Here is a 26,758-nt window from a genome sequence, read left to right as displayed (position 1 = left end):
TGCCGCACGCCTAGCGAGGACGAACCCGCGGAGGCGGGCTCTCAAATCTAGGGAATCAGTAATTCCCAGCGATTAGCTGGGAATTACGGCCTGTGCCGATGCACCGTCGCCTTCTGGGGCGGCGATGATGTCGCGGGTCACTGCGCCCTTGGCGACAGTGTTGGTTTCTTCCGAACCGACCATCGAGCGGATGCCTGCTTCGGCAGCGCCTGCGCGGTCGAGGACCGAGGTTTCGACGCCGCTGCGCTGGGCAGGGCCGCCGAACAGGGCTTCGAGAGCCTGCTCTGCCGCAGTGCCTTCTGCCGGACGCGGAGCACCCGGCGCCGGGGGCACGAGGTTGAAGTCGGGCGGAACCACCAGCGGCGCCTGGCGCTGCACTGCGAATTCGTCGGGGCGTTCACGGTTCAGGAAACCGCCGCCACCACATGCGGCCAGCATGCTCGCGGTTGCGCCGAGAATGGCGATACGGGCGTACATATTCATCAATTGCTCTCCGCGGCGTCTGCCGGTTTGCCTTCCATGAGGTCATCGACCTCTTGATCGTCCTTGTCGCGCATCAGGAAGGCGCGCACAAGGATTATGACGACGCCGATGGTGATAGCTGCATCGGCTACGTTGAAAATGAGGAACGGGCGGAACTCGCCGATGTGAAGATCGGCATAGTCGATGACGTAGCCGAGTTCGTAGCGATCCTTGATATTGCCCAGCGCGCCGCCGAGGATGAACGACAGGCCGAGGATGTCGCCGAACAGCTTTTCGCGGAACATCCAGATCGTCACCACCAGCGCGATCAGCGCGGTCACTCCGACGAGGATCCAGCGCGATTCCATGCTGTCCGCTTCGAACAGGCCCATCGAGACGCCGAAATTCTGCGTCCAGCGCAGGTCGAAGAAGGGCAGGAGCTCGATCACGCGGACTTCGCGCAGGTTCAGCGGCCCGACCATGAGCGCCTTGATCCACTGATCCACGCCATAGATGATGAAGGCGATCAGCACGCCGAACAGGCGCATTTTCAAGAGCGGGTTCATTCTGCAGCGTCCAGTTGGGCGACGACCGGTTCGCAGCGATCGCACAGCGCGCCGTCTTCCTCAACGGAAGGCAGCAGGCGCCAGCAGCGGCCGCATTTGCTTTCATCGGTGCGCGAAACTTTCACCGTTTCGCTATCGCCGCGCGTCACTGACGCGGTGATGAACAGCTCGGCGAGGTCATCGTCGCTGAAACCTTCGGGCACTTCGCTTGCAGGTACGACTACATCGGCCTCGAGGCTAGAGCGGATGGTCTTGTCGCGGCGCAGCGGTTCGATTGCTTCGGTGACCTTTTCACGCAGCGCACGCAGCTTGTCCCAGCGCGCACCGTCGGCAGTGACACCGGGGACCGGCGGCCAGTCGAGCAGGTGGACACTGCCACCTTCGGGATAGCGTGTGCTCCACACTTCCTCGGCCGTGTAGACCAGCACCGGCGCGGCGTAGCGGACCAGCGCGTGGAACAGCAGGTCGAGCACGGTGCGATAGGCATTGCGGCGGGTCGAATCCGGACCGTCGCAATAGAGCGTGTCCTTGCGGATATCGAAGTAGAAGGCCGAAAGGTCCTCGTTGCAGAAATCAACCAGCAGGCGCGTGTAGGTGTTGAAGTCGTACTCTTCGAGCGCCTTCCTCAGCTTGCCGTCGAGGTCCGCCAACAGCGCGAGGACATAGACCTCAAGCTCGGGAATCTCGCCCGCATCGCCCATGTCGCCGACGAAACCGTCGAGCGCGCCGAGCAGGTAGCGGAAGGTATTGCGCAGGCGGCGGTATTGGTCGCCCACACCTTTCAGGATCTCATCGCCGATGCGATGGTCTTCGGTGAAGTCGACCGAGAGCGCCCAGAGACGGATGATGTCGGCGCCGTACTGTTCCATGACCTTGAGCGGGTCGATGGTGTTGCCGAGGCTCTTCGACATCTTCTTGCCGTCGCTCGCCATGGTGAAGCCGTGGGTGAGCACCGCGTCATAGGGCGCACGGCCGCGCGTGGCGGAGCTTTCGAGCAAGCTCGACTGGAACCAGCCGCGATGCTGGTCGCTGCCTTCGAGATAGAGGTCTGCGGGCCAGCGCTGGTCGGGCCAGCGGTCGCCTTCGAGCGTGAAGGCGTGGGTGCAGCCCGAATCGAACCAGACGTCGAGAATGTCGGTGACCATCTCGAATTCTGCCGGGTCGTGATCGGCGCCGAGATATTCGGCCTTGCGGCTCTCGTCCCACGCATCGACGCCCTGTTCGCGCACGGCGGCGACCACGCGGGCATTCACCTGCGAGTCCTGCAGATAGGTGCCGTCGCTGCGGACGAAGAGAGTGATCGGCACGCCCCATGCGCGCTGGCGTGAAAGCACCCAGTCGGGACGGCCTTCGACCATCGAACCGATGCGGCGGCGGCCCTTTTCGGGATAGAATTTCACCCGCTCGATCTCGCGCATGGCGATTTCGCGCAATGTCGAGTGGTCCTTGCTCGTGGCCATGGCGACAGCCGCGCCGAAACCTTCGGGCACGGCCACATCGAAGTCACCCACGTCGAGCGGCTTGTCCATCGGCACGAACCACTGCGGCGTGCAGCGATAGATGACCTTGGCCTTCGACCGCCACGAATGCGGATAGGAGTGCGGATAGTTATCCGTGGCCGCCAGCAGGGCGTCCGCTTCGCGCAGGTCCGAGCAGATCGGGCCTTCGGGCGCGTTGAAAGTCTTGTTGATCACCGCACGGCGGCGCTCGTCCGATGCGCCGAGCCATTCCCAGTCGTCGCGATAGCGCCCGTCGGCCATGACCGCGAAGACCGGCTCGATGCCGTGTTCGCGGCAGAGCAAGAAGTCGTCCTCGCCATGGTCGGGTGACATGTGGACGAGGCCCGTACCGCTTTCGGTGGTGACGAAAGCGCCCGCAAGAAGGGGGCGCGGCTTGGCGTAGAACCCGCCGAGATGGTGCATCGGGTGACGCGCGACCGTTCCGGCGAGGTCGGAGCCTGAAATTCTCGTCTCTTCCACATAGTGAATTCCTGCCGGCATTCGAGCGGCCCATTCTTCTGCCAGCGCCTCGGCAACAAGAAATTTGGAATCTCTATATCGATCAAGAAAGTCGAAAGACGTTTCGCCGATTCCGGTATCGCCCAAGAAGCGATCCATTTCTTCAACGCCGTCGTTTGCCTCGACAGAAACCAATAAGTACTCAACATCCGGCCCATAGGCCAAAGCCTGGTTCACCGGGATCGTCCACGGCGTGGTGGTCCAGATGACCGCATGCGCGCCGACCAGTTCCGGAATCGGCGATTCCATGATCTCGAAAGCCACGTCGATCTGGGTCGAGGTGATGTCCTCGTATTCGACTTCGGCCTCGGCCAGCGCGGTTTCTTCGACCGGCGACCACATCACCGGCTTCGATCCGCGATAGAGGTTTCCGGCTTCGGCAAACTTCATCAGCTCGGCGACGATCGTCGCCTCGCTTTCGAACTGCATGGTGAGATACGGATTGTCGAAATCCGCCATCAGGCCGAGGCGCTTCAGCTGTTCGCGCTGAACGTCGACCCAATTCTGCGCATAGGCGCGGCATTCGGCGCGGAATTCGCTCGCGGGAATGGCGTTCTTGTCGCGCTTCTTCTTGCGGAACTGTTCCTCGACCTTCCACTCGATCGGCAAGCCGTGGCAGTCCCAGCCGGGCACGAAGGGCGCGTCCTTGCCGAGCAGCGTCTGCGAACGCACCACCATGTCTTTCAAGATACGGTTCAGCGCATGGCCGATATGCATGTCGCCATTGGCATAGGGAGGGCCGTCGTGAAGGATGAACTTCTCGCGGCCTTCACGCGCCTCGCGCAGCTGCTGGTAGAGGTTTTCTTCCTGCCAGCGCGCAAGGATCTTCGGCTCCTTCTGGGGGAGGCCGGCCTTCATGGGGAAATCGGTCTTGGGAAGGAAGACCGTGTCTCTGTAATCGCGCTGTTCAGTCATTGCCGCGCGCGCTTAGAAGATGGCGCGCTTTCTCGCAATCTTTCTCCATCTGCGCGATCAAATCATCGAGGTTGTCGAATTTCGCCTCGCCGCGCAGGAAGTGGTGGAAGGCCACCTCGATCTCCTGGCCGTAGAGGTCACCGGAGAAATCGAAGAAGTAGGGCTCAAGCAGTTCCTTGGGCGGTTCGAACTGCGGGCGCACGCCGATATTGGCCGCGCCCTTCAGTTCCTGTCCGGTCGAAAGGATGCGCCCCGTCACGGCGTAGATGCCGTATTTCGGGCGCAGGTAATGCTCGATCGAGAGGTTGGCGGTGGGATAGCCGATCTCGCGCCCGCGCTTGTCACCATGCTGGACCACGCCGCGAATCGCGAAGGGGCGGGTGAGCAGGCGCGCGGCTTCCTGCGGGTCACCCTCGCGCAGCGCCTCGCGCACGCGGCTGGAGGAAACGGGCGCGCCACCATCCATCACCGGATCGACTGCGCGCGCCTCGATGCCGACTTCCTTGCCGAGCTCGACCAGCTTCTCGAAATTGCCGCCGCGCGCCTTGCCGAAAGTGAAGTCGCCTCCGGTCACGACGCCTTTCACGCCGAGCTTTTCAGCGAGCAACACGCGGACGAAATCCTCCGCGGTGGTCCCGGCCAGTTCGCCGTCGAAATGGAACACCAGCATCGCCGTGGCCCCTGCGGCAAGGTAGAGTTCCTGCCGCTGTTCGAGCGTGGTGAGCCGGAAGGGAGCGGCATCGGGCTTGAAGAAGCGCACCGGATGCGGATCGAAGGTGGCGATGATCGAGGGGCGGCCCTCGGCGCGCGCCCAGTCGATCGCCTCTTTCGCCACTGCCTGGTGGCCGAGGTGGAAGCCGTCGAAATTGCCCAGCGCAATGATCGCACCGCGCAGGCTTTCGGGCAGCGGTTCGCGGTGGTCGAGGAACCTCACGATGCGGCCTCCATCGGTTCGATCCCGGCGCCAAGGACGCGCAGGGCGTTGCCGCCCATGGCCGCGCGAATTTCCTCGTCGGTGAAGCCTTCGTCCAGCAGCGCCTGCGTCACCTGGGTCAGCTCGCTCGTGTCGAACCGGGTCGTTACCGAGCCATCGAAATCGCTTCCAAGGGCGACATGCTGAATGCCGACAAGATCGCGGATATGACGCATCGCCTTGGCGACCGAGCGCGGTGAGGTGTCGCAGACTGCGCCCGGCCAATAGCCCACGCCGATAATCCCGCCGGTGCGTGCCACGCCGCGGATCTGGTCGTTGCTCAGGTTACGGTTCACCTCGCAGGTCGCCCGGACGCCGCCATGGCTCGAGACGACGGGACGGCGGGCCATGGCAAGGATGTCGGCGACGCAGGCGGGGCTGCAATGCGCGATGTCCACGATCATGCCGAGCTCCTCCATGCGTCGCACAACCGCACGGCCCATGTCGGTCAAACCGCCCTTGTCGACGCCGTGCATCGAGCCGGCGAGATCGTTGTCGAAGAAGTGGGTGAGGCCCGCCATGCGAAAGCCTGCCGCGTGGAGCTTTTCCAGATTGGCGGGGTCGCCTTCGAGATTGTGCAGGCCCTCGATAGAAAGCATCGCGCCGACGCTGTCCCGACCGGTATCGCGCGAGCGGAGCAGGCGCTCGACGTCTTCCTGCCCGTGGATCTGGAACAGCGTGTCGCGCTCTTGCTCGACGGCGCGGTCCAGCTTTGTCGCGTGCCAGAGCGAGCGTTCTAGCAGGCTGTTCCACGTGCGAATTGGCTGTAGCTGGCCGATCACCAGCGGAGTGATGTTGTCGGTCTCGCCGGTGTTGGAATCGTAGTTCTGGCCCCGCGGCGATTTGGTCACGCTGGAGAAAACCTGCAGCGCAACATTGCCTTCGCGCAGCCGCGGCAAGTCCACATGGCCGCGATCCGCCTCATCCAGCATATCGCGCTTCCACAGCAGCGTGTCCGAGTGCAGGTCGACGATCTGCAGGCCGGCGTGGAGTTCGCGCGCTTCCTGGCTGACCTCGATCAGCTGCTCGCCGTCGATACGATTGAGGTCGCGCTCGATATAGGCTGGCGCGAAGATGAAGAACGCTGCGAGGGCTGTCACGAGGATGACCCCGATGCCGATGACGATCCGGCGCTTCATTCGGCGGTCTCGCCGACGCGCGTGTAGGTCAGGAAGGAATAGGCGGGTCGCTCGTCCTTCGCATCGCGGTCTTCGCGGCCTGCGATTTCCCATTCGGGGCCGAGTGGTGGCATGAAGACGTCGCCGTCGAACTCCTCGTGGATCTCGGTAAGTTCGATTCGTTCGGCGAGGGGCATGAACACGTCGAAGATCGCCGCGCCGCCGATGACCGCGACCTCGCCTTCGCCCGCTTTTGCGATTGCCTCGTCGACCGATCGCACGACTTCGGCGCCGGTCGAATCCCAGCGCTCCTTGCGCGTCAGCACGATGTGGCGGCGACCGGGCAGCAGGCCGGGGAGGCTCTCGAATGTCTTGCGGCCCATAATCATGGGCTTGTCCATGGTCAGCGCCTTGAAGCGCTTCAGATCGGCAGGCAGGTGCCAGGGCAGCTGGCCGTTCTTGCCGATCGCGCCATTGGCGGCGCGCGCATAGATTAGGAAGAGGCTCATCCGCGCGTGTCGAGGAACAGGCGAGTGACGTGGCCCATCTTGCGCCCTTCGCTCGCCTCGGCCTTGCCATAGTCGTGCAGGTGCGCAGCGTTGTCTTTCAACAGCGCGTGCGCCCCGTCGATCTCGCTGCCGATGATGTTGCGCATCTCGACCGAGCTTGCCGTAGTGCGCGTGTCGCCCAAGGGCAGGCCGGCAACGGCACGAATGTGGTTCTCGAACTGGCTCGTGGCTGCGCCCTCGATCGTCCAGTGACCCGAGTTGTGCACCCGCGGCGCCATTTCGTTGAAAATCGGGCCTTCGTGCGTGGCGAAGAATTCGAGCGTGAGCACCCCGACGTAATTGAGCGCGTCGGCCACCTTGCGGGCGAGCTCGCGCGCAGGGGCGACCTGGTCAGTTACCTTGTCGCCTGCCGGATAGTGCGACGCGGCAAGGATGCCGCCTTCATGCACATTGCGCGTCGAATCCCAAAACCGGATCTCGCCGTCCTGTCCGCGTACGAGAATGACCGAGAACTCGGCCTCGAATTCCACGAAGCCTTCGTAGACGCAGGGCACGTCGGGAAAGCGCAGGGCATCCGCATCGCGCGACGACCCCATGCGCCACTGGCCCTTGCCGTCATAGCCGTCGCGGCGGGTCTTGAGGATGCCGGGGGCACCCATGCGGTCAACTGCGGCGACGAGGTCGAGGCTCGAATCGACCTTGGTATAGGCAGCCGGTCGCCCGCCGAGGCCCTCGATGAAGCGCTTCTCGGTCAGCCGGTCCTGCGCCGTTTCGAGCGCGAGCGGGCCGGGAAATATCTTGTCCGCGGGGATGGCGCGCGCGGTGTTGACGGGGACATTCTCGAATTCCCACGTCACGACGTCGCAGCGCCCGGCGAAGGAGGCGAGGGCCTCGCTATCGTCCCACGTAGCGGTGATGAAATCGTCGTTGACCGGGCCGCTGACATTGTCGCCCTCGGGAGCATAGCCGATGGTGTGATAGCCGAGCTGGGCGGCGCTCATGGCCATCATCCGGCCGAGCTGGCCTCCGCCGAGGATGCCGATCGTCGAGCCGCGCCCCAGCATCAGTCGGCGGGCCTTTCGGTGACGGCGTCGCTTCGCGCCTGCCGCCAGTCTTTGAGGCGCTGGCCCAGTTCCTTGTCGTCATTGGCAAGTATAGCGGCGGCGAAGAGGCCTGCATTGGTCGCGCCTGCCTCGCCAATCGCCAGAGTGCCGACCGGGACGCCTGCGGGCATCTGCACGATCGAAAGCAGGCTGTCCTGTCCAGAAAGCGCCTTGGACTGCACCGGTACGCCGAGCACGGGTACATGGGTGAGCGCAGCAATCATGCCGGGCAGGTGGGCCGCGCCGCCTGCGCCTGCGATGATGACGTGGAAGCCGTCCGCTTCGGCGGCCTTGGCGAAATCGTACATCCGGTCCGGCGTGCGGTGGGCGGAAACGATGCGGACATCGGTTGCGACACCCAGTTCGTCCAGCACCTCGGCGGCGCATTTCATGGTGCTCCAGTCGGACTGGCTGCCCATGACGATTGCGACTTTTGGCTCCGAGCTTTCTCCCCCTGCGCTCATCTTATGCGTCCTTCAGGTAATAGCGTTCGCCGACGGGCGTAGCTCCGTCGAAGTCGTAGATGATCGGCTGGCCGGTCGGGATTTCGAGGCCGGTGATCTCGTCGTCGGAAATGTTCGAAAGGTGCTTCACCAGCGCGCGCAGCGAGTTGCCGTGGGCGGAGATGATCACGTTCTCGCCCTTGGCGAGTTGGGGCAGGATCGCCTCTTCCCAATAGGGCAGCACGCGTTCGATGGTGAGTTTGAGGCTCTCTGTGCGCGGGACGTCGATGCCGTCGTATCGCGGGTCGTCCGACAGGTCGAATTCGCTGCCCGCTTCGAGTTCGGGCGGCGGCACGTCGAAGCTGCGGCGCCAGATGTGCACCTGCTCGTCACCGTGCTTGTCGCGGGTTTCCTGCTTGTTGAGGCCCGTAAGGCCGCCATAGTGGCGCTCGTTCAGGTGCCAGTCGCGGGTGACGGGGATCCAGAGGCGTTCGCATGCCTCGAGCGCGATATTGAGCGTCTTGATCGCGCGTTTCTGCACGCTGGTGAAGGCGACGGTGGGCAGGACGCCCTTGGCTTTCATCAGTTCGCCGGCTTCACGCGCTTCCGCCTCGCCCTTCTCGGTGAGGTCGACATCCCACCAGCCGGTGAAACGGTTGGCGAGGTTCCACTCGCTCTGGCCGTGGCGAACGAGGATCAGCTTCGACATGATTACTCCGGTTTTCCCCTAGGAGCACTGCGCGTTAGCGGTCAGACCCATCCTTGGGAAGGCCTGTATCTCCCGATTCGCGCATTTCCCGCGTCTGGGCCTTGCGGCGGCGGAGGTTCTCGCGAAGTTTCGCGGCGAGGCGTTCCTCGCGAGTCATCTTGTCGTCGGCAGCACTCATGGCGCAACCTTTTGCGAAATTCGCTTTCGGGGGCAAGCGAAGGTTGACTTATGCGCCGCGTCTGCCAATAGCGCGCGCCTCCACCCCGCGACGCTTTTCTCGCGGGCACCATGTGCTGCTGTAGCTCAGTGGTAGAGCGCACCCTTGGTAAGGGTGAGGCCGGGAGTTCAATCCTCCCCAGCAGCACCATTTTCTTCGAAAATGAATTTTGGTTTTCCGCACCGACATCCGTCGGTGCGTCCTCGGTGCTGTTTCGCCGCGTGCCGCGTCGAGCACCTGCGGTCGGCCGGGCGGCCTCTGACTGCCGTGGCCAAGAAGCGGGTTGCGTATTGCTACCCATCGCGGCACTCGTGGTCTCGAGGGAGAGCACGATGGATTTCCGCCTAACCGAGCAGCAGCGCGAGCTTCAGGACGCGGCGCGCACATTCGCGCGCAAGGAATTGCCCGATCTTGCGCGCGAGATGGAGGAGAAGGATTTCTCTGTCCCGTCCGAAATGATGGTCCGTTATGGCGAGATGGGCTTTCTCGGCGTGAACCTGCCCGAGGAATATGGCGGGCTGGGTCTCGGCCATCTCGAGGCCTTGCTGGTGCTCGAACAGTTCGCGATGATCTCGAATGCCGTGGCCTTCCCGATTTTCGAGGCGCTCGTCGGGCCGGTCAGGACGATCGAGCGATTCGGTTCGGATGCGCTGAAAGCGAAGATCATTCCCCGGGTAGTCAGGGGTGCGGCGACGGTTGCGGTTTCCATGTCCGAGCCTGATGCAGGCACCGCGCTGACGGATCTGACGACCAACGCGTTTCTCCAGAATGGTCACTACATCCTCGACGGAAACAAGCGTTGGACGTCCGGAGCTGGGCACGCATATTATTACGTCGTCTACACGCGCCTCTCCGACGCGCCCGGGGCAAAGGGGATCGGGGCGCTGCTGGTCGAAAAGGAAATGGAAGGCGTCTCCTTCGGCAAGCGCGAGCAGCTGATGGGCTTTCGCGGGATCGAAACGCGCGACATCATCTTCGACGGGGTGAGGGTGCCGGAAGAAAACCTGATCGTGCCCGCAGGCGGCTTCGGCAAGCTGATGAGCGCTTTCGGCCTCGAACGCTGCGGCAATGCCACCCAGTCGCTGGGGCTGGCCGCCGCCGCGCTCGAACAGGCAACCGAATATGTGCAGGAGCGCAAGGCATTCGGGAAACCGATCGTCGATTTTCAGGCGGTTCAGATGCGGCTGGCCGAAATGGCGATGCAGGTCGAGGCGGCGCGGCTCCTGATCTACCGCGCGGCCGCGAATGCCGAGCATGCCGATGACGGCTTGCCGAGCGTTTACGAGAGCTCGACCGCGAAATGCTTCGCCAACGAGATCGTGCGCAGCGTCACCGCGAACGGCATGCAGGTGATGGGCGGATACGGCTATCACAAGGAATACGGCATGGAGCAGCGCGTGCGCGACGGCTTTGCCTGGGGCATCGCCGGGGGAACCACCGATGTGCAGAAGACCAATATCGCCGCCGCGATCGTCGGGCGCAGGTTCGATCAAAGGCGTTGATCGGTCCCGCTGTATTGCATAGATAAAGCGGTATGGACGAAAGCGAAGACCTCACCCAGCTCGACCCCCGCTACAAGACGATGATGCAGCTAATCGCTGCCATCGTCGCCGTTGCATTGCTGGTCGGCGCAAGCATTGCCGAATTTGCGATCCCCGGATGGACCGGGATCGTATGGGCGCCTGCCGCACTCGTCGTTGCCTATCTAGTTTTCTACCTGCCGATGCGCCGCTACGCCACGCGCGGATACTCGCTCGTGGAAGAGCGATTGCGGGTGGTGCGCGGCGTGCTCTTTCATTCCGATACCGTCGTGCCGTTCGGCCGCGTACAGCATATCGATGTCGGGCAGGGCCCGCTCGAACGCGGCTTCGGCCTCGCCACGCTGACCGTGCACACGGCGGGATCGCACAATGCCTCCGTGTCGCTGCCCGGCCTCGCGCATGAGGATGCAATCGCGATGCGCGAGGAAATCCGCGCGGCAATCCGGCGCGATACGCAATGACCGTTCGCGAGCCGGATTACCGGCGGACCGATCCCAAGGGCTTCATCGTTCGCGCGGTCATGATGCTCGCGCAGCTGGTAATCCCGCTCGGCCTCGCTGCCGTGACGTTTTCCGACGATGGCGATTTCAGCGGCAAGCTCGCTTTTGCGGTGCCCATCATCGCCGCGATGATCCTCTTCAATACCGTGATCGCCTACCTCCAGTGGACCAAGCTGACCTACACCGTCGGCACGACCGATATTCGCGTCGAGAGCGGCGTTCTCTCTCGCGCAGCACGTTCGGTCCCGTACGAGCGCATCCAGGACGTGAGCCTCGAGCAGAAGCTCCTGCCGCGCCTTTTCGGGCTGGTCGAAGTGAAGTTCGAAACCGGCGCCGGCGGCAAGGACGACCTGTCGCTCACCTATCTGTCCGAAAGCGAGGGCGAGCGCCTGCGCGAACTGGTCCGCAACCGGCGCGAAGGCGCGGAAGAGGCGAGCGAGCCGGGCACGGAGAAAGCGCCCGAACAGGCCGATACGATCTTTGCGATGGGCCCGAAGCGCGTCTTCACCTTCGGCCTGTTCGAATTCTCGCTAGCCGTGGTGGCGGTGATCGGCGGCCTGGCGCAGCAGTTGGAATTCCTCCTGCCGTTCGACCTGTGGGACGTTGGCGAATGGGAACAGCGGCTCGCAGGACCCGGGCAATGGCTGGCTGGCCTCGGGCCGCTCGCCCAAGTCGCCGGGATCATAATTGCCGTGGCCATGCTGGCGGTTCTCGGCGTTGCGACGGGACTGGTGCGGACGGCCCTGCGCGAATGGGATTTCCGGCTCGAGCGGACAGCCAAGGGCCTGCGCCGCCGTCGCGGCCTGCTGACGCGCACCGACCTCGTCATGCCGCTGCACCGGGTTCAGGCGCTGCGCCTCAACACCGGCTTCGTGCGCCGCCTGTTCGGCTGGCATTCGCTGAAGATTATCAGCCTTGCCAGCGACAGCGGCGGGGCGAACCACGATGCGGTCCCGTTCGGCCAGATGGATGAAATCCAGCCGGTGGTCGGGGTGACCGGTTTCGAGCTTCCGCCGGCGCAAACCAATTGGCAGCGTGCGATGCCCGAATACCGGATCGACAAGGCGGTGCTGGCGGTGCTCGTCCTGATCCCCGTGACAGCAGTTGTCGCCGTGATCGGCAGTGCGTGGTTCTGGCTCCTGCCTGCCGCCGGTCTCGTGTTCACGCTGGCCGAGCAATGGTGGCGCTGGAAGCACGACTTTCGCGCCCTCGGGGAACGCCAGGTCTATTCGAGGCATGGCTGGTTTTCGCCGAGCCTTGCCATCGGCTCGCGCGTAAAACTGCAGTCTGTCGATATCAGGCAGGGACCGCTCGCAAGGCTACGGGGTTATGCCAGCCTCCATTTCGGCCTCGCTGGCGGTCGACTGCGCATCCACGGGATGCCGATTGCCGAAGCGCGGCGCTGGCGCGACGAGATCAGCCGGAGCATTTCCAGCGCCGACTTCTCGGAGCTGCTCGAAACTAAAGGCGCGCCCGCAACTTAGGCGCGCAGGTCGGCCAGCCCTTCGTGACGGTCGAAATAGCGTTCGACATAGGAGCAATTGGGAGCGATCTTGAAACCCTGGCTGCGTGCATCGCTCACCAGCGCTTCGACCAGCCTGGCGGCGATGTTGCGGCCGCGCGCTGCGGTCGGGACGAATGTGTGTTCGGCGTGACGAACGCCTTCGCGCATTGTCCAGCTTAGCTTGGCCGTTCCGTTCACATCGGGCAGTTGCGCAACATAATCACCGTGTGTGACCCTGTCGTGACGCTCTATTTCGATTTCTGCGGTACCCATGTTGTTTTCTTTCCTTGCTGTGCAACCAACGCATCGCTCGCTACAGGCGTTCCCATGAAGTTCCTGTCAGACAACGCCGCCAGTGTTCACCCCGCGATCTGGGACGCCATGCGCGCTGCCGACACGCCCGATTCGCCCTATGACGGCGATGACCTGAGCGCTTCGCTCGACGAGAAGATGTCTTCCCTGTTCGGACGTGAATCGAAGTGCCTCTGGGTGGCAACCGGCACTGCGGCCAATTGCCTTGCGCTTGCGACGATGGTGCAGCCGCACGGGGGCGTGGTCTGCCACCGTGAGGCGCATATTGAGATGGACGAGGGCGGCGCGCCCGGTTTCTATCTCCACGGCGCAAAGCTGCTGCTGGCAGAGGGCGAGGGGGCGAAGATCGACCGCACTTCCGTACTCGAGGTGATCGATCCGATCCGCGACGATGTGCACCAGGTCCAGCCGCATGCGATCTCGATCACGCAGGCGAGCGAATACGGACGCAGCTATCGGCCCGACGAGGTCGCGAGCCTCAGGGCGGTGGCCGACGAGCGCGGTCTCGGCCTTCATATGGACGGCGCGCGCTTCGCCAATGCCGCCGCCTTCCTCGACCTTCCTGCAGGCGAGGTCGCGGGGCCTGTCGACGCGCTCAGCTTCGGCTTCGTCAAGAACGGTGGGATGAGCGCCGAAGCGATCGTCTTCTTCGATCCGGCGCTGGCCGACGTGGCGCTCTATCGCCGCAAGCGGGCGGGACATTTGCAGAGCAAGGGGCGCTTTCTTGCAGCCCAAATCCACGCGATGCTCGATGGCGATTTGTGGCTTTCGAACGGCCGCGCGGCCAATGCGGCTGCGGCCGAGATCGCCACGGCTTGTGGCGAACGGCTGATGCATGCTGTCGAGGCAAACGAGCTTTTCGTGCGCTGCACCCCGGCAGAGCGTGAAGCCCTTCGCACCCGCGGCTTCGAATTTTACGACTGGGGCGCCGATGCGGCCCGGTTCGTCACGGCCTGGAACACGCGCGAGGAAGATGCCCGCGCCCTTGCGAAAGCGATCGCGGACCTATGAACGCATCACCGGGCGGCGAAAGCCTGCTGAGCCCACGCAACCTTGTCGCTTTCCTGCTCGTCAGCCTGATCTGGGGCGGGACATGGCTGGTCATCCGCGACCAGATTTCGAGCGTGCCCGCCAGCTGGTCGATCACCTGGCGCTTTATCGTGGCGGCCGCCGGTATGTTCGTCCTCGCGAAAATGCGCGGAGAGCCGCTGGCATTGCCGCGTGCCGGATGGCGCTGGGCGCTTGCGCTCGGCCTGTTCCAGTTCAGCCTCAACTTCAGCTTCGTCTACAATGCGGAGAAATTCATCACGTCGGGGTTGGTGGCAGTGATGTTCGCCCTGTTGGTGGTGCCCAATGCGATCCTCGGCAAATTCGTCCTCGGCCAGCCGATCCGGCGCGAATTCGTGCTCGGTTCCACGATTGCAGCTGTCGGCGTGGCGATGCTGTTCGCGCAGGAATGGCGTGCATCGCCTGCTACGCTCGGTGAAGTGCTGCTCGGCGCAGGACTGACCGTGGGCGGTATCCTGTCGGCCAGTGCCGCCAATATCGTGCAGGCGATGGAGGGCGCCAAGCGCCAGCCGCTGCTGACCCTGCTTTCGTGGTCGATGGTCGTCGGCGTGGTGCTGAACGCCGGTTTCGCGCTTGCCACACAGGGACCGCCGCAGTTCGATACGCGGCCTGCCTATTCGCTCGGCATCCTCTACCTCGGCCTAGCCGGATCGGTGATTACCTTCCCGCTCTATTACGGCCTCGTGCGCAAGGTCGGGGCGGGGCAGGCCGCTTATAGCTCGGTCATCGTTCCGATCGTCGCGATGATCCTGTCGACCCTGTTCGAGGGCTTCGTCTGGGGCCCGCTGCCAGCCGCCGGGGCTGCGATCACGCTGCTCGGCATGGTCGTGGCGCTACGCGGTCGCAGCGCACCGCCGCCGCGCCGTGCTACGCCCGAGCCCTGATCGCCGCGAGACCCTCGCGATAGGTCGGATAGCGCGGCTCCCAGCCGAGCACGCGCTTTGCCTTGCCGTTCGCGACCCTGCGGTTCTCGGCATAGAACCCGCGCGCCATCGGCGAGAGGTCGGCTTCCTCGATGGTCTGTAGCGGTGGCGGTTCGACACCCATGATCCGGCACGCTTCCTCGACCACGCAATTCTGGCTGACCGGAAGATCGTCGGAAAGATTGTAGGCCCCTTCCGGCGCATCGCTCGTGAGCGCAGCGACAACGCCTGCGGCGATATCGTCGACATGGCAGCGGCTGAAGACCTGCCCCGGCATGTCGATCCGGTGTGCCTTGCCCTGTTCCAGCCGCTCGAAAATGCTGCGTCCCGGCCCGTAGATACCCGGCAGGCGGAAGACCCGCGCGCCGAGCTCGAGCCACAGCGCATCCGCATCGCTGCGCGCGCTTCGCCGGCCGGTGCCCGTGGGCGAGCTTTCGTCCACCCATGCGCCTGCGGCATCGCCATAGACGCCGGTCGAGGACAGGTAGCCGTACCAGGCGCCGCCCATGCTTTCCCGATAGGTGTCCAGCACCGGATCGAGACCGCTTTCACGGTCCGGAGGGACCGAGGAAAGCACATGCGTCGCTCGGTCGAGGGCCTGCATTACGATGTCCCGATCATCGAAATCGAGATTGCCCGCACTGCCCGTCGCATCGACCTGCCACCCGCGATCGCGCATGGCGTCCGCAATGCGCGAGGCGGTGTAGCCGAGACCGAATATCAGCAGGCGGGTCATTTTGCGTCGAGATAGCCTTCGGGCGGTGTCTCGATCTGCGGATTTTCGACATTGTCGGCTTTCCACTGCATCGAGCGCCGCACGCGGTTTTCGCCCGAGGGGTGGGTAAAGAAGATGAACTCCTCCAGATCGCCCGGCTCCAGCTTGCGGTATTCGGACAGGCGCATCGCGGCGCGCGCAAATCCGTCCGGCTCCTGTGCGGCTTCGAGACCGAAGGCGTCCGCCTCGTTCTCCTGCACGCGCGTGATGTTGTTGAACAGCGGTGTCGCCAGCATGAAGTAGATCGACAGCAGCAGGCTCAGCACCGGGATCGACGCGGGGTCAGCGACATCCTTCACGCCCCAGTCCGCACCTTTGCGCGCAATGAGCTTCGGCGCGAGAATGCTCACGAGGAACAGGCCGAGGCCGATGACCGCGAGCATCATGAGCGTTCGGGTCAGCCCGTGATTGAGCTTATAGTGCCCGAGTTCGTGGCCCATGACGGCAACGATTTCCTCTTCGCTTGTCCGTTCGAGCAAATTGTCGTTGAGCGAGATGCGGATCGTGGGTCCGAAGCCGGAGACATTGGCCGAAATGCGCTTGTGCTGCTTCGACTGGTCGAACACGTAGATGTTGTCGGCAGGCACATCGTGCGCCTGCGCCATCGCCACGATCCGGTCGCGCAGCGGGCCTTCTTCCATCTCGGTATATTCGTTGAACAGCGGGGACAGGAAGACCGGGGCCAGCATTCCGAGCACGAAGAGGAACACGCCGGTTACGCCCGTTCCCCATACCCACCAGCTGCGCGGCGCGCGGGCAATCACGGCATAGATGATCGCCACGATAATCGGTCCAATGACGAGGCTGATCGCAAACCCGATCATTTGTTCGCCCAGCCATGCGCCGAAGCCGAGGTCGAGCAGGTCGTACTGCTTCTCGCGCCAGTAGCCGGTGTAGATCGACCACGGCAGCGCAAGCACGGCGCCGACCACCAGGTAGAGGAGTGCGGTCAGCCAGGTTACGCCGAAACGGCGCTTGAACCAGCGCTCGCCCAGATCGCGGAACGCCTTGGCCATGCGGAAGCGCAGGATCAGCCAGTCGATCAGGACGCCGACAACGGTCCCGAACAGGATCAGCCAGTAGCCGCCTTCGAAATAGGCGTCGGACTTCGCCCTCGCCGGACCCTGCAATGTGTCCAGATAGGCGCGCGTTGCCGCCTCCACATCGAAGCTTGCCGCGCTGGCCGCGAGCAGATCGAACATAACCCTTCCTCCCTTTGAAAAGCTGGCTGCTCTGCCGCGGCCATGCTGTCAATCGGTCTGCACCAGCGTTCCGCCGAATGAACGCAAACACTCGACGGGCGTTGGTCCAGATGACAGAGCAATTGCCAAACAGACATTCGAGGCAGGACAGACATGGATATCGCGCGCACCCCCACGACCCCCGACGGGAACATCGAAATGGCCGACGCCGCCGTCGAGCCGAAGGATCCGCCCGAGATCCGGCGCGAGGATTACACCCCGTTCGCCTGGCTCGTACCCGAAACGCATCTCGAGTTCGAACTCGGCCTGGAATCGACCCGCGTGCGCAGCAAGCTGACCGTGGTGCATAACGATAAGGTCAGCCGTTCGCCCACCATCCGCCTCAATGGCGACGGGCTGGTGCCGACCAGCGTGACGGTCGACGGCACGCCGACGCAGGCCTTCGCGATGGATGGCGACGATCTCATCCTGACGCTGGACGACAATGCGCATGAAATCGGGATCGAGACTGAAATCGATCCGAGCGCGAATTCGCAGCTCATGGGCCTCTATGCGTCGAACGGCATGCTGTGCACGCAATGCGAATCCGAAGGTTTCCGGCGCATCACCTTCTTCCCCGACCGCCCCGATGTCCTCTCGACCTACACCGTGAAGATGAGCGGGCCGAAGGCGCAATTCCCGATCCTGCTGTGCAACGGCAACAAGGTGGCCGAGGGCGAGGATGGCGCCGACCACTGGGCCGAATGGCACGATCCCTGGCCCAAGCCGTCCTATCTCTTCGCACTGGTCGCCGGCGATCTGGTTGCCCGCAATGACAGCTTCACCACGATGAACGGGCGCGAGGTGGAGCTGAACGTCTGGGTGCGCGACGGCGACCTCGACCGGACAGAGCACGCCATGGAGAGCCTCAAGCGCTCGATGAAATGGGACGAGGAGGTGTTCGGCCGCGAATACGATCTCGATCTCTACAACATCGTCGCCGTGTCCGATTTCAACATGGGCGCGATGGAGAACAAGGGCCTCAACGTCTTCAATACGAAATACGTCCTCGCCGATCCGGAAACCGCCACCGACGGCGATTTCGACGGCGTGGAAGGCGTGATCGGCCACGAATATTTCCATAACTGGTCGGGCAACCGCATTACCTGCCGCGACTGGTTCCAGCTCAGCCTCAAGGAAGGGTTCACCGTCCTGCGCGACCAGCTGTTCAGCCAGGACATGGGCAGCGAGCCGGTCAAGCGGATCGAGGATGTGCGCGTGCTGCGCGGGGCGCAATTCCCCGAGGATTCGGGACCGCTCGCGCATCCGATCCGGCCCGACAGTTACCGCGAGATCAGCAACTTCTACACCGCCACGGTCTACAACAAGGGCGCCGAAGTCATCCGCATGATGCGCACGATGGCGGGGGAAGAGGCTTTCCGCAAAGGCACCGATCTCTACTTCGACCGCCACGACGGCGAGGCGGCGACCTGCGAGGATTTCGTTAAGTCGATCGAGGATGGCGCAGGGCTGGACCTGACCCAGTTCCGCCTCTGGTATTCGCAGGCAGGGACACCCAAGGTCAGCGTCGAGCTTGCGCACGAAGGCGACGATGCGGTCCTGACCCTCTCGCAAGTAGTGCCCGACACTCCTGGGCAGACCGGCAAGAAGCCCATGCCGATCCCGCTCAAGATCGCGCTGTTCGACCGTGAGAGTGCCAAGCATTCGGGCGAACAGCTGGTCGTGCTCGACAAGGCGAGCGACACGTTCCGCTTCCCCGGTTTTGCGCAACTGCCGGTCCTGTCGATCAACCGGACCTTCTCGGCGCCGGTCACGATCAGCAGGAATATCGAGCGCAGCGATCTCGTGTTCCTGGCGCGTCATGATGACGATCCGTTCGCTCGCTACGAGGCGATGCAGGACCTCATGGTCGGGCACCTCGTCGCGGCCAGCAAGGGCGAGCTTGGCGATGACGACCGAGCGGCCGGGACGACGGATATCGTCAGTGCGCTTCGCAGCGTCATCGCGGACGAGGCGCTCGACGATCTCATGCGTGGCGAGCTGCTTTCCATGCCCAGCCAGACCTACATCATGGAGCAGATCGAGGCGGCCGATCCGGGCCGGATCTTCGAAGAGCGCGAAGCCCTGAAGGCCACGATCGGCACCGAATTGAAGGACGAGCTGCACCGCCTTTACGAGCGGGTGGAAGCGGTACCCTATTCGCAGAGCGCGGAGGCCAAGGGCGCGCGCAAATTGAAGACCCTCGTTCTCGTCTACGCTTCGGCCAGCGACCCGCAGAAGGCTGCCGAACTCGCTGCTCACCAGTACGATCGCGCCGACAACATGACCGACCGGCAGGGCGCGCTGATGGTGCTGACCGGCATCGACAGCGCCGAGCGCACAGGCCGCCTGCTCCATTTCTACAATCGCTATCGGGACAATGCGCTGGTCGTCGACAAGTGGTTCTCGCTCCAGGCGATGTCGCTGCATCCCAATGTCATCGAGCATGTGAAGGCGCTGGCCCAGCACGAGGACTTCACCATGAAGAACCCGAACCGCGTGCGATCGCTCTACATGGCGTTCGCGGCCAATCCGCATGGCTTCCACGCTGCCTCGGGCGAGGGTTACAAGCTGATTGCCGACCTCATTCTCGAGCTCGATCCGGTCAACGCCCAGACCGCGGCGCGTTTCGTCCCTTCGCTTGGGCGCTGGCGCAAGATGGAGCCGGCCCGTTCAGCCATGATGCGCGAGCAGCTGGAGCGGATTGCCGCTGCACCCAAGCTGTCGCGCGATACGTTCGAACAGGTCACGCGATCCCTTGGCTGAGGTGCTGACCAGCGAGGCGCTCGAAGGCGTGCCGCACGGCTTTTCGACCCGCGAAGGGCTGGAGTGCGGCGACGTGCTGCCGGGTGCGCCGCTGGTCATGCTGGAACAGGTCCATTCCCCCGATGTGCTGGTAATGCGCGAGGCGGGCGGCGAGAAACGCAAGGGTGACGGCATCGTCACCGACCGTCGCGGCCTCCTTATCGGCATCGTCACGGCGGATTGCGCGCCGGTCCTGATGGCGGACCGCGAAGCAGGTGTCGTCGGGGCTGCGCATGCCGGCTGGCGCGGTGCCCGCTCGGGTGTCCTCGAAAATACGCTCGACGCCATGGAGCAGCTCGGAGCGAACCGGGCGAATATCGCGGCGGTCATCGGCCCGACCATCGCGCAGGCGAGCTACGAAGTGGACGAGGGCTTCCGCGAGCAATTCGACAGCGGGGACGAGCGCTTCTTCGCTCCCGGGCGCCCGGGGCATTTCCAGTTCGACCTGCCTGCTTATGTGGCGCACCGGCTCACGCAGGCAGGGGCGGGGCGAATCGCGGATCTCGCGCTCGATACCTATGCCGACGAAACGCGCTTCCATTCGTTTCGCCGGGCCACCCATCGCTCCGAACCCACCCAAGGGCGGCAAACCAGCGTAATCGCACTGCCCTGAACGCGGCCCGCAGATTGCATGCAAGCTTACGTCAGTTGCCAAAATGGCGGTTGGCAAGGTGCCCCTTAGCGGCTAGAGGCGCGACCAAACCGGTATTGCCGGGGGCATCCGCGCAAGATTTTTCGGCGCAGACAGCTTCACTGCAACCGGCCCTTTTGGAACGCAACTTCAAGGCCGCTCCACCCGGTGCGGCAGCTAAAGCAGGCAAGGCAAGGCGCTGATGGCAGACACAACTGCAACCGCTAATCCCGAAGACGGCGTACGGCGCCGCGACTTTCTCGACATTGCTGCGGTAAGCGCGGCCGGTATCGGCGGCCTCGCTGTCGTATATCCGCTTGTCACCCAGATGGCTCCGTCGAAGGACGTCCTGGCTGCCAGCTCGACCGAGGTCGATGTCTCGGGCATCGAGCCGGGCCAGGCGATCAAGGCGGTCTTCCGCAAGCAGCCGCTCTTCGTGAAGCGCCTCACGCCGGAAGAAATCGCCGCCGCCCAGCGCGACGACAACGCCGGCCTGCGCGATCCGCAGACCCTGGCCGAACGCACCAAGGAAGGCCACGGCGACATCCTCGTCACCATGGGCGTCTGCACCCACCTCGGCTGTGTGCCGCTGGGCGCTGCCGAAGGTGAGGTAAAGGGTGAGTATGGTGGCTATTTCTGCCCCTGCCACGGTTCGCATTACGATACTGCCGGTCGCATCCGCAAAGGTCCGGCCCCGACCAACCTCGAAGTTCCGGAGTACGAGTTCACCTCGGAAACGGTCATCCAGGTCGGCTGAGTTAGAAGACGAGAGAGACAGACATGAGCTTTCCCTGGGCACGCCAGTACGAACCGAAGAATGCGGTCACCAAGTTTCTCGACGAGAAACTGCCGCTTCCGCGCCTCGTCTATAATGCCGTCGGCGCCGGTTATCCGGTTCCGCGCAACCTGAGCTACTTCTGGAACTTCGGCGTTCTCGCCGGCTTCTTCCTGGTCGTTCAGATCGTCACCGGCGTGGTGCTCGCCATGCACTATGCAGCGAATGCGCAGGTCGCCTTCGCCACGACCGAGCACATCATGCGCGACGTCAACTGGGGCTGGCTGATGCGCTATGCGCACGCCAACGGCGCCAGCTTCTTCTTCATCGTCGTCTACCTCCACATCTTCCGCGGCCTCTTCTACTCCTCGTACAAGGCTCCGCGCGAAATGATCTGGCTGCTGGGCGTCGTGATCTTCCTGCTCATGATGGCCACCGCCTTCATGGGTTACGTGCTTCCCTGGGGCCAGATGAGCTTCTGGGGTGCCAAGGTCATCACCGGCCTGTTCGGCGCAATCCCGCTGGTCGGCGAGCCGATCCAGATCTGGCTGCTCGGCGGTTTCGCCCCCGACAACGCCGCGCTGAACCGCTTCTTCAGCTTGCACTTCCTGCTGCCCTTCGTGATCGCGGGCGTCGTGATCCTGCACATCTGGGCGCTGCACATCCCGGGTTCGTCGAACCCGACCGGTGTCGAAGTGAAGAGCGAAAGCGATACCGTTCCCTTCCACCCGTATTACACGGCGAAGGACGGCTTCGGCCTCGGCATCGCGCTGCTGGCCTACTTCGCGCTGGTCTTCTTCCTGCCCAACGCGCTCGGACATCCGGACAACTACATCGAGGCAAACCCGCTCTCGACCCCGGCGCACATCGTTCCCGAATGGTACTTCTGGCCGTTCTACGCGATCCTGCGCGCCTTCACCGTGGACTTCATCCTGCCGGCGAAGCTGTGGGGCGTGATCGCGATGTTCGCATCGATCCTGCTGTGGTTCTTCCTGCCCTGGCTCGACAAGTCGCCGGTGCGCAGCGGCCACTACCGTCCGCTGTTCCGCAAGTTCTTCTGGTTCGGCCTGATCCCGGCGATGATCGTCCTGTTCATCTGCGGCGGCGCGCCGGCTGAAGAACCCTATGTGATGCTCAGCCAGATCGCCACGGCATACTACTTCATCCACTTCCTGGTGATCCTGCCGATCATCAGCAGCGTGGAGAAGCCCGAAGAACTGCCTTACTCCATCACCGAAGCCGTCCTCGGCTCGGACAAGAAGATGGTGAAGGGCGAAAACGCCGAGCCGGCTGTCTAAGCGATACGAGAAAGATACAAGGTCATGCTCAAACTTCTCAGCGTCCGCCTCGTTGCGATTCTCGTGGGTCTCGGCTTCGCGCTCGTCGCGCTCTATGCCTTTGTGATCGGCGCCTATAACGCCGCGACCGAAGAGCCGGCCGGTCACCTGCCCTACGAAAAGCCGATGGACCTCTCGTGGTCCTTCGACGGGCCTTTCGGCAAGTGGGACCAGACCCAGCTGCAGCGCGGCCTCAAGGTCTATGACGAGGTCTGCTCGGCTTGCCACAGCCTCAAGTTCGTCGCCTTCCGCGATCTCGAACAGCTCGGTTATTCCGAAGCGCAGGTGAAGGCCTATGCCGCCGCCAAGCAGGTTCCTGGTATCGACCCGAACACCGGCGAAGCCACCATGCGCGCAGGCCTGCCGACCGACTACTTCCCGTCGCCCTATCCGAACAATGTTGCGGCTGCCGCGGCGAACAACAACGCCATCCCGCCCGATCTTTCGCTCATGACGAAGGCACGCGGCGACGGCACGAACTACGTCGCATCGCTGCTGATGGGCTACGGCCCGCCGAGCGAAGAACTGCTCGCGGAGCACCCCGAAGCCGCACCTGGCCCGGGTCTGCACCACAACCCGTATTTCCCGAACCTCAACCTCGCCATGGCGGCACCGCTTACCACGGCTGGCCAGGTGACCTATGACGACGGGACCGAAGCTACGATCGAGCAGATGAGCAAGGACGTCGCCGCCTTCCTGACCTGGACTGCGGAACCGACCCTCGTGAAGCGCAAGCAGACCGGCTGGCCGGTCCTGATCTTCCTGCTCTTCGCAACCGTTCTCGCATACATGTCGAAGCGCCAGATCTGGGCGGCAGTGAAACCCAAGAAGTAATCCGCGCCGACAAGCGACTTGAAACGCCCCTTTCATCCACGCGATGCGAGGGGCGTTTTCGTTTCAGGAGAGAAGCCATCACGCCGCAGGAACTGAAATCGCTGGTCCGCACCATTCCGGACTTCCCCGTGAAGGGTATCCAGTTTCGCGACATCACGACGCTGATCGGTAACGGCCCCGGTTTTGCAGCGACGGTCGACTGGCTCGCGGCCCGCGTGAAGGACAGCGGCGCGGAGGCGATCGCGGGCATGGAAGCGCGCGGTTTCATCTTCGGGGCCGCTGTCGCCGCCCAGTCCGCCCTCCCGTTCCTGCCGGTGCGTAAGTCGGGCAAGCTGCCCTGCGATACCATCGGGGTCGACTATGCCCTCGAATATGGCAGCGACCGGCTGGAGATGGATCCCACTTCGGTAACCGCGGGCCAGAGGGTCGCGATGGTGGACGACCTCCTAGCGACGGGCGGCACGGCCTGTGCGACCGCACAACTCCTGCGCCAGGCCGGGGCAGTGGTCAGCCATGCCTTCTTTGTCATCGACCTGCCCGATCTCGGCGGTGCTGCGAAGCTTCGCGAGTGCGATGTCGAAGTCGCCGCCCTGATGGAATTCGAGGGCGACTGAGAAAATCCCGCCGCGTTTGGAAATATCGGCGCACTAAGGCATTGAAGCACCGAGCGGCCCTTTGGGGGCCGAAACGATCGCGAGGGGCATGGAACAGACACTCGTAATAGCCTTGGTGGGCATACTCGGCATCGGCGCGCAATGGCTTGCGTGGCGGACAGGCTGGCCGGCCATCGTTCTCATGCTTGCAGCAGGCTTCCTTGCCGGCCCTGTCGGGCTTGGCGTCTTCGATCCCGAACATGCTTTCGGCGAACTGCTCGAACCCATCGTGGCGGTGGGCGTTGCGCTCATCCTCTTCGAAGGCGGCTTGAGCCTCGACTTCCGCGAACTCAGGCATACTGGCGGCGCAGTCGCGCGACTTGCTACCGTCGGCGTCGCGCTGGGCTGGCTGTTCGGCGCGCTGGCAGGCATCTATATCGCCGGATTGCAGCCCGAAGTGGCGATCCTGTTCGGCGGTATCCTCGTCGTCACCGGCCCGACCGTCGTTATCCCGCTCTTGCGGCAGAGCTCGATCAAGTCGCGTCCCGCCTCGATCCTCAAGTGGGAAGCCATCGTCAACGATCCCACCGGCGCTCTGTGCGCGGTGATCGCTTATGAGTATTTCCGCAAGGTCGCGGAGAGCCCCGGTGCCTCGCTGTTCGAAGTGGTGCCACCGCTGATCATCGCCGCGATCATTGCTGGCCTCATCGGCTATGCCGCCGCCCTTGCGATTGCGTGGTCGTTTCCCCGCGGCGCGGTCCCCGAATATCTCAAGGTTCCGGTGCTCCTCACCGCGGTCATCGGCGTTTTCGTGGTTTCGAACCTAATCGAGCACGAGGCCGGCCTTGTTGCCGTCACCGTGATGGGCGTGGCGCTCGCGAACATGAATGTCTCCAGTTTGCGATCCATTCACCCGTTCAAGGAGAATGTCGCGATCCTGCTGGTGTCGGGCATCTTCATCCTGCTCTCGGCCTCGCTCGGCAGGGACGAGCTGGCCTACCTGAATCCGCTCACGACGGCAGGGTTCAAGATGATGCTCTTCCTGCTCGCGCTGCTCTTCCTCGTGCGGCCGGCGACGATCCTGATCAGCCTTCTCGGCAGCAGCATCCCCTGGAACGAGCGATTGCTGTTGGCCTGGATCGCACCGCGGGGCATCGTCCTCGTGGCAATCTCGGGCCTGTTCGCGCTGCGCCTTGCCGACCTCAACTTCAACGACGGCGGCCTTCTCATCGGGCTGAGCTTTGCGGTGGTGGTGGTCACGATCGTGGCGCACGGCTTCACCATCGATTTCGTCGCCAAGCTGCTCAAGGTGAAGGGGGTGACCCGGCCCGGCATACTGATCGTCGGCAGCACGCCCTGGACGATCGCGCTGGCCGAACAGATGCGCGACCTCAAGGCGCCCGTGATCGTGGTCGACGCCAGCTGGCAGCGCCTCGGCCTCGCGCGACAGAAGGGCATAGATTTCTACCACGGCGAAATCCTCAACGAAGCGACAGAGCACAATCTCGAACTGGCGCCGTACCAGAACCTCGTCGCGGCAACCGAGAACGAGGCCTACAACGCGCTCGTCTGCAACGAATTCGCCCATGAAATCGGTCGTGACAGCGTGTTCCAGCTGGGTGAAAGCGCCGATGGCGAAGATCGTCACTCGCTCCCGGAAGGCCTGCGCGGAAGGGCCCTGTTCGAAAGCGGCTTCGGCGTGGAGGATGTCAGCGAACGCCAGCGGCAGGGCTGGGTGTTCCGCAAGACCAAGCTGTCCGAAGAATTCGATTTCGAGAAGATGCAGGAAAAGCTGCCCGATGCGGCGAACATGCTGCTGCTGATGCGTGACAACGGTACGATCCGCTTCTTCACCCATGCCGCCAAGCCGGAGCCGAGAGCAGGGGATACGATCCTCAGCTTCTCTCCGCCGCAAACGCGCAGCGCAGAAGAAAAGGCCGCGAAGAAGGCTGCAAAGAACAAGGGGGTGCAACCGACATGATCCGCACAGCGACACAAGGCAGGAACTGGCTCGCGGGCATTGCCGCCTGCGCGATGCTTGGCGCGTGCTCGAGCGGGGATGCACCGGAACCGGAAGCCACGCCCACAGATGGGCCGCGTTCGATCTTCCAGGACGACGAAGGCGAGGGTGCCGGAAACGGTATTGCGCCGGAATCGCTGCGTCCGCTGGAGACCACGATTTCCTTCGCCGATGGTACGCCCGAACTGACCGAAGCAGCGCGCGCCGAGCTGGCGACGATCGTCGATTCGCCGCAAATGGGTGCAGGCGGCGCGATCGTGCTTCGCGGCCATTCGGATTCGGAAGGCAGCGACGAAGCCAATCTGGAGGCCTCGCGCCTCAAGGCCGAGGCGGTGCGCGACTTCCTCGTCGAAAACGGCGTTGCCGAAGAACGGATTGAAGTGATCGCATTCGGGGAGCAAAATCCCGTTGCGCCCAATGCCTTGCCCGACGGTTCGCCCAATGAAGAAGGGCGCGCGACCAATCGCCGTGTCGAGGTGACGGTCGAAACCGGCCGCACGACCGAGCGGCGCCCATCGCTGATCGAGACGATTACCGAAACCGATGCGGCTGATGCCGCTCCGGCCAATGCCGCGCAGAGTGCAAGTCCGGCACAATGATGTGTTGACGAAACCCTGTTAGCGGTGGCATCTGCGCCTCCGCTCAAGCGGCCCTGCACAGGGCCGCCGGGATGCGGGTATAGCATAGTGGTAATGCTCCAGCCTTCCAAGCTGGCTAGAGGGGTTCGATTCCCCTTACCCGCTCCATTCCTTACCGATCAGCGCGATTGAAAACGGCACGCCTGCAACGGGCAGCAAAAAGGCCGGAGGCGCGCTTTTTTGCGTGCTCATCCGGCCTTGCAACCCGAAAGGCTGTACTCGGAGCCC

The 26,758-nt window shown here is 63.6% G+C and carries 26 protein-coding genes and 2 tRNA genes; 15 read left to right on the top strand and 13 right to left on the bottom strand.

The window, feature by feature from the left end; genetic code table 11:
- Positions 1 to 72 precede the first annotated feature (72 nt).
- The 10 genes from K3165_RS13215 to K3165_RS13170 are packed head-to-tail and all read right to left on the bottom strand — an operon-like array spanning position 73 to position 8,994.
- Positions 73 to 483: a DUF3035 domain-containing protein gene (locus K3165_RS13215; RefSeq protein ID WP_221549354.1), complete on the bottom strand. Its 411-nt coding sequence runs from the start codon at positions 481 to 483 to the stop codon at positions 73 to 75.
- On the bottom strand, positions 483 to 1,028 hold the full coding sequence (lspA, locus tag K3165_RS13210) for a signal peptidase II (RefSeq protein WP_221549353.1): 546 nt from the start codon (positions 1,026 to 1,028) through the stop codon (positions 483 to 485). The genes K3165_RS13215 and lspA overlap by 1 nt, the downstream gene beginning before the upstream one ends.
- Complete coding sequence (gene ileS / locus K3165_RS13205) at positions 1,025 to 3,961, bottom strand: isoleucine--tRNA ligase (RefSeq protein WP_221549352.1); 2,937 nt, start codon at positions 3,959 to 3,961, stop codon at positions 1,025 to 1,027. Before ileS ends, lspA begins: the two co-directional genes overlap by 4 nt.
- Positions 3,954 to 4,895 carry a bifunctional riboflavin kinase/FAD synthetase gene (locus K3165_RS13200; protein WP_221549351.1) on the bottom strand — a complete coding sequence of 314 codons (942 nt, stop codon included), beginning with the start codon at positions 4,893 to 4,895 and terminating at the stop codon, positions 3,954 to 3,956. Before K3165_RS13200 ends, ileS begins: the two co-directional genes overlap by 8 nt.
- Entirely contained in the window at positions 4,892 to 6,073 is a 1,182-nt protein-coding gene (locus K3165_RS13195) for a dipeptidase (RefSeq protein ID WP_221549350.1), read from the bottom strand. Before K3165_RS13195 ends, K3165_RS13200 begins: the two co-directional genes overlap by 4 nt.
- Positions 6,070 to 6,561 carry a dihydrofolate reductase gene (locus K3165_RS13190; protein ID WP_221549349.1) on the bottom strand — a complete coding sequence of 164 codons (492 nt, stop codon included), beginning with the start codon at positions 6,559 to 6,561 and terminating at the stop codon, positions 6,070 to 6,072. The genes K3165_RS13195 and K3165_RS13190 overlap by 4 nt, the downstream gene beginning before the upstream one ends.
- Positions 6,558 to 7,625 (bottom strand): 5-(carboxyamino)imidazole ribonucleotide synthase, encoded by a 1,068-nt coding sequence (locus K3165_RS13185; RefSeq protein ID WP_221549348.1) that lies wholly within the window; start codon positions 7,623 to 7,625, stop codon positions 6,558 to 6,560. Before K3165_RS13185 ends, K3165_RS13190 begins: the two co-directional genes overlap by 4 nt.
- Complete coding sequence (purE, locus tag K3165_RS13180) at positions 7,625 to 8,128, bottom strand: 5-(carboxyamino)imidazole ribonucleotide mutase (RefSeq protein WP_221549347.1); 504 nt, start codon at positions 8,126 to 8,128, stop codon at positions 7,625 to 7,627. The genes K3165_RS13185 and purE overlap by 1 nt, the downstream gene beginning before the upstream one ends.
- A gap of 1 nt (position 8,129) precedes the next feature.
- Positions 8,130 to 8,816, bottom strand: coding sequence for a 2,3-diphosphoglycerate-dependent phosphoglycerate mutase (gene gpmA, locus K3165_RS13175; protein ID WP_221549346.1), 687 nt, complete (start codon positions 8,814 to 8,816; stop codon positions 8,130 to 8,132).
- A gap of 34 nt (positions 8,817 to 8,850) precedes the next feature.
- Positions 8,851 to 8,994, bottom strand: a complete 144-nt coding sequence (locus tag K3165_RS13170; protein ID WP_221549345.1) for a hypothetical protein — start codon at positions 8,992 to 8,994, stop codon at positions 8,851 to 8,853.
- Positions 8,995 to 9,108: 114 nt separating this feature from the next.
- On the opposite strand from K3165_RS13170, the gene K3165_RS13165 reads away from it, so the two are divergent.
- From K3165_RS13165 to K3165_RS13150, 4 genes are all read left to right on the top strand, one after another.
- A tRNA-Thr gene (locus K3165_RS13165) sits at positions 9,109 to 9,183 on the top strand.
- Positions 9,184 to 9,365: 182 nt separating this feature from the next.
- Positions 9,366 to 10,535, top strand: a complete 1,170-nt coding sequence (locus K3165_RS13160) for an acyl-CoA dehydrogenase family protein (RefSeq protein ID WP_221549344.1) — start codon at positions 9,366 to 9,368, stop codon at positions 10,533 to 10,535.
- A 32-nt stretch (positions 10,536 to 10,567) separates the two neighbouring features.
- Positions 10,568 to 11,035, top strand: coding sequence for a PH domain-containing protein (locus K3165_RS13155; protein ID WP_221549343.1), 468 nt, complete (start codon positions 10,568 to 10,570; stop codon positions 11,033 to 11,035).
- Positions 11,032 to 12,558: a PH domain-containing protein gene (locus K3165_RS13150; protein ID WP_221549342.1), complete on the top strand. Its 1,527-nt coding sequence runs from the start codon at positions 11,032 to 11,034 to the stop codon at positions 12,556 to 12,558. Before K3165_RS13155 ends, K3165_RS13150 begins: the two co-directional genes overlap by 4 nt.
- Here the strand turns inward: K3165_RS13150 and K3165_RS13145 are convergent.
- On the bottom strand, positions 12,555 to 12,851 hold the full coding sequence (locus K3165_RS13145) for a GNAT family N-acetyltransferase (RefSeq protein WP_221549341.1): 297 nt from the start codon (positions 12,849 to 12,851) through the stop codon (positions 12,555 to 12,557). The two genes, K3165_RS13150 and K3165_RS13145, sit on opposite strands and share 4 nt — an antisense overlap.
- Before the next feature lie 54 nt (positions 12,852 to 12,905).
- On the opposite strand from K3165_RS13145, the gene K3165_RS13140 reads away from it, so the two are divergent.
- Positions 12,906 to 13,901 carry a threonine aldolase family protein gene (locus K3165_RS13140; RefSeq protein ID WP_221549340.1) on the top strand — a complete coding sequence of 332 codons (996 nt, stop codon included), beginning with the start codon at positions 12,906 to 12,908 and terminating at the stop codon, positions 13,899 to 13,901.
- Positions 13,898 to 14,842: a DMT family transporter gene (locus K3165_RS13135; RefSeq protein ID WP_221549339.1), complete on the top strand. Its 945-nt coding sequence runs from the start codon at positions 13,898 to 13,900 to the stop codon at positions 14,840 to 14,842. The genes K3165_RS13140 and K3165_RS13135 overlap by 4 nt, the downstream gene beginning before the upstream one ends.
- Here the strand turns inward: K3165_RS13135 and K3165_RS13130 are convergent.
- Positions 14,826 to 15,617, bottom strand: a complete 792-nt coding sequence (locus tag K3165_RS13130; protein ID WP_221549338.1) for a Rossmann-fold NAD(P)-binding domain-containing protein — start codon at positions 15,615 to 15,617, stop codon at positions 14,826 to 14,828. The genes K3165_RS13135 and K3165_RS13130 overlap by 17 nt on opposite strands.
- Positions 15,614 to 16,858: a M48 family metallopeptidase gene (locus K3165_RS13125; RefSeq protein ID WP_221549337.1), complete on the bottom strand. Its 1,245-nt coding sequence runs from the start codon at positions 16,856 to 16,858 to the stop codon at positions 15,614 to 15,616. The genes K3165_RS13130 and K3165_RS13125 overlap by 4 nt, the downstream gene beginning before the upstream one ends.
- A 153-nt stretch (positions 16,859 to 17,011) precedes the next feature.
- Here K3165_RS13125 and pepN point away from each other — a divergent pair, with 153 nt between their 5' ends.
- The 9 genes from pepN to K3165_RS13080 all read left to right on the top strand — a co-directional run bounded on the left by pepN (position 17,012) and on the right by K3165_RS13080 (position 26,638).
- A complete protein-coding gene (pepN, locus tag K3165_RS13120) occupies positions 17,012 to 19,663 on the top strand; it encodes an aminopeptidase N (RefSeq protein ID WP_221549336.1) in 2,652 nt (883 codons plus the stop codon).
- Complete coding sequence (pgeF, locus tag K3165_RS13115; RefSeq protein ID WP_221549335.1) at positions 19,656 to 20,315, top strand: peptidoglycan editing factor PgeF; 660 nt, start codon at positions 19,656 to 19,658, stop codon at positions 20,313 to 20,315. The genes pepN and pgeF overlap by 8 nt, the downstream gene beginning before the upstream one ends.
- A 220-nt stretch (positions 20,316 to 20,535) precedes the next feature.
- Positions 20,536 to 21,090: a ubiquinol-cytochrome c reductase iron-sulfur subunit gene (gene petA, locus K3165_RS13110; protein WP_221549334.1), complete on the top strand. Its 555-nt coding sequence runs from the start codon at positions 20,536 to 20,538 to the stop codon at positions 21,088 to 21,090.
- Positions 21,091 to 21,113: 23 nt separating this feature from the next.
- Positions 21,114 to 22,406: a cytochrome b gene (locus tag K3165_RS13105; protein ID WP_221549333.1), complete on the top strand. Its 1,293-nt coding sequence runs from the start codon at positions 21,114 to 21,116 to the stop codon at positions 22,404 to 22,406.
- 24 nt (positions 22,407 to 22,430) lie between these two features.
- Positions 22,431 to 23,279 carry a cytochrome c1 gene (locus tag K3165_RS13100; protein WP_221549332.1) on the top strand — a complete coding sequence of 283 codons (849 nt, stop codon included), beginning with the start codon at positions 22,431 to 22,433 and terminating at the stop codon, positions 23,277 to 23,279.
- A gap of 77 nt (positions 23,280 to 23,356) precedes the next feature.
- Positions 23,357 to 23,893: an adenine phosphoribosyltransferase gene (locus K3165_RS13095; RefSeq protein ID WP_221549483.1), complete on the top strand. Its 537-nt coding sequence runs from the start codon at positions 23,357 to 23,359 to the stop codon at positions 23,891 to 23,893.
- 88 nt (positions 23,894 to 23,981) lie between these two features.
- Positions 23,982 to 25,853, top strand: coding sequence for a cation:proton antiporter (locus K3165_RS13090; protein ID WP_221549331.1), 1,872 nt, complete (start codon positions 23,982 to 23,984; stop codon positions 25,851 to 25,853).
- The gene (locus tag K3165_RS13085; RefSeq protein ID WP_221549330.1) at positions 25,850 to 26,491 is read left to right on the top strand and encodes an OmpA family protein; all 642 of its coding nucleotides are present in this window, start codon (positions 25,850 to 25,852) and stop codon (positions 26,489 to 26,491) included. Before K3165_RS13090 ends, K3165_RS13085 begins: the two co-directional genes overlap by 4 nt.
- Before the next feature lie 73 nt (positions 26,492 to 26,564).
- Positions 26,565 to 26,638: transfer RNA gene (locus K3165_RS13080), tRNA-Gly, on the top strand.
- The last annotated feature ends 120 nt before the right edge of the window (positions 26,639 to 26,758 follow it).

Origin of the sequence: Qipengyuania xiamenensis, assembly GCF_019711495.1 — a bacterium.
Taxonomy (GTDB): Bacteria; Pseudomonadota; Alphaproteobacteria; order Sphingomonadales; family Sphingomonadaceae; genus Qipengyuania; species Qipengyuania xiamenensis.
This window is presented reverse-complemented; position numbering and strand designations above follow the sequence as displayed.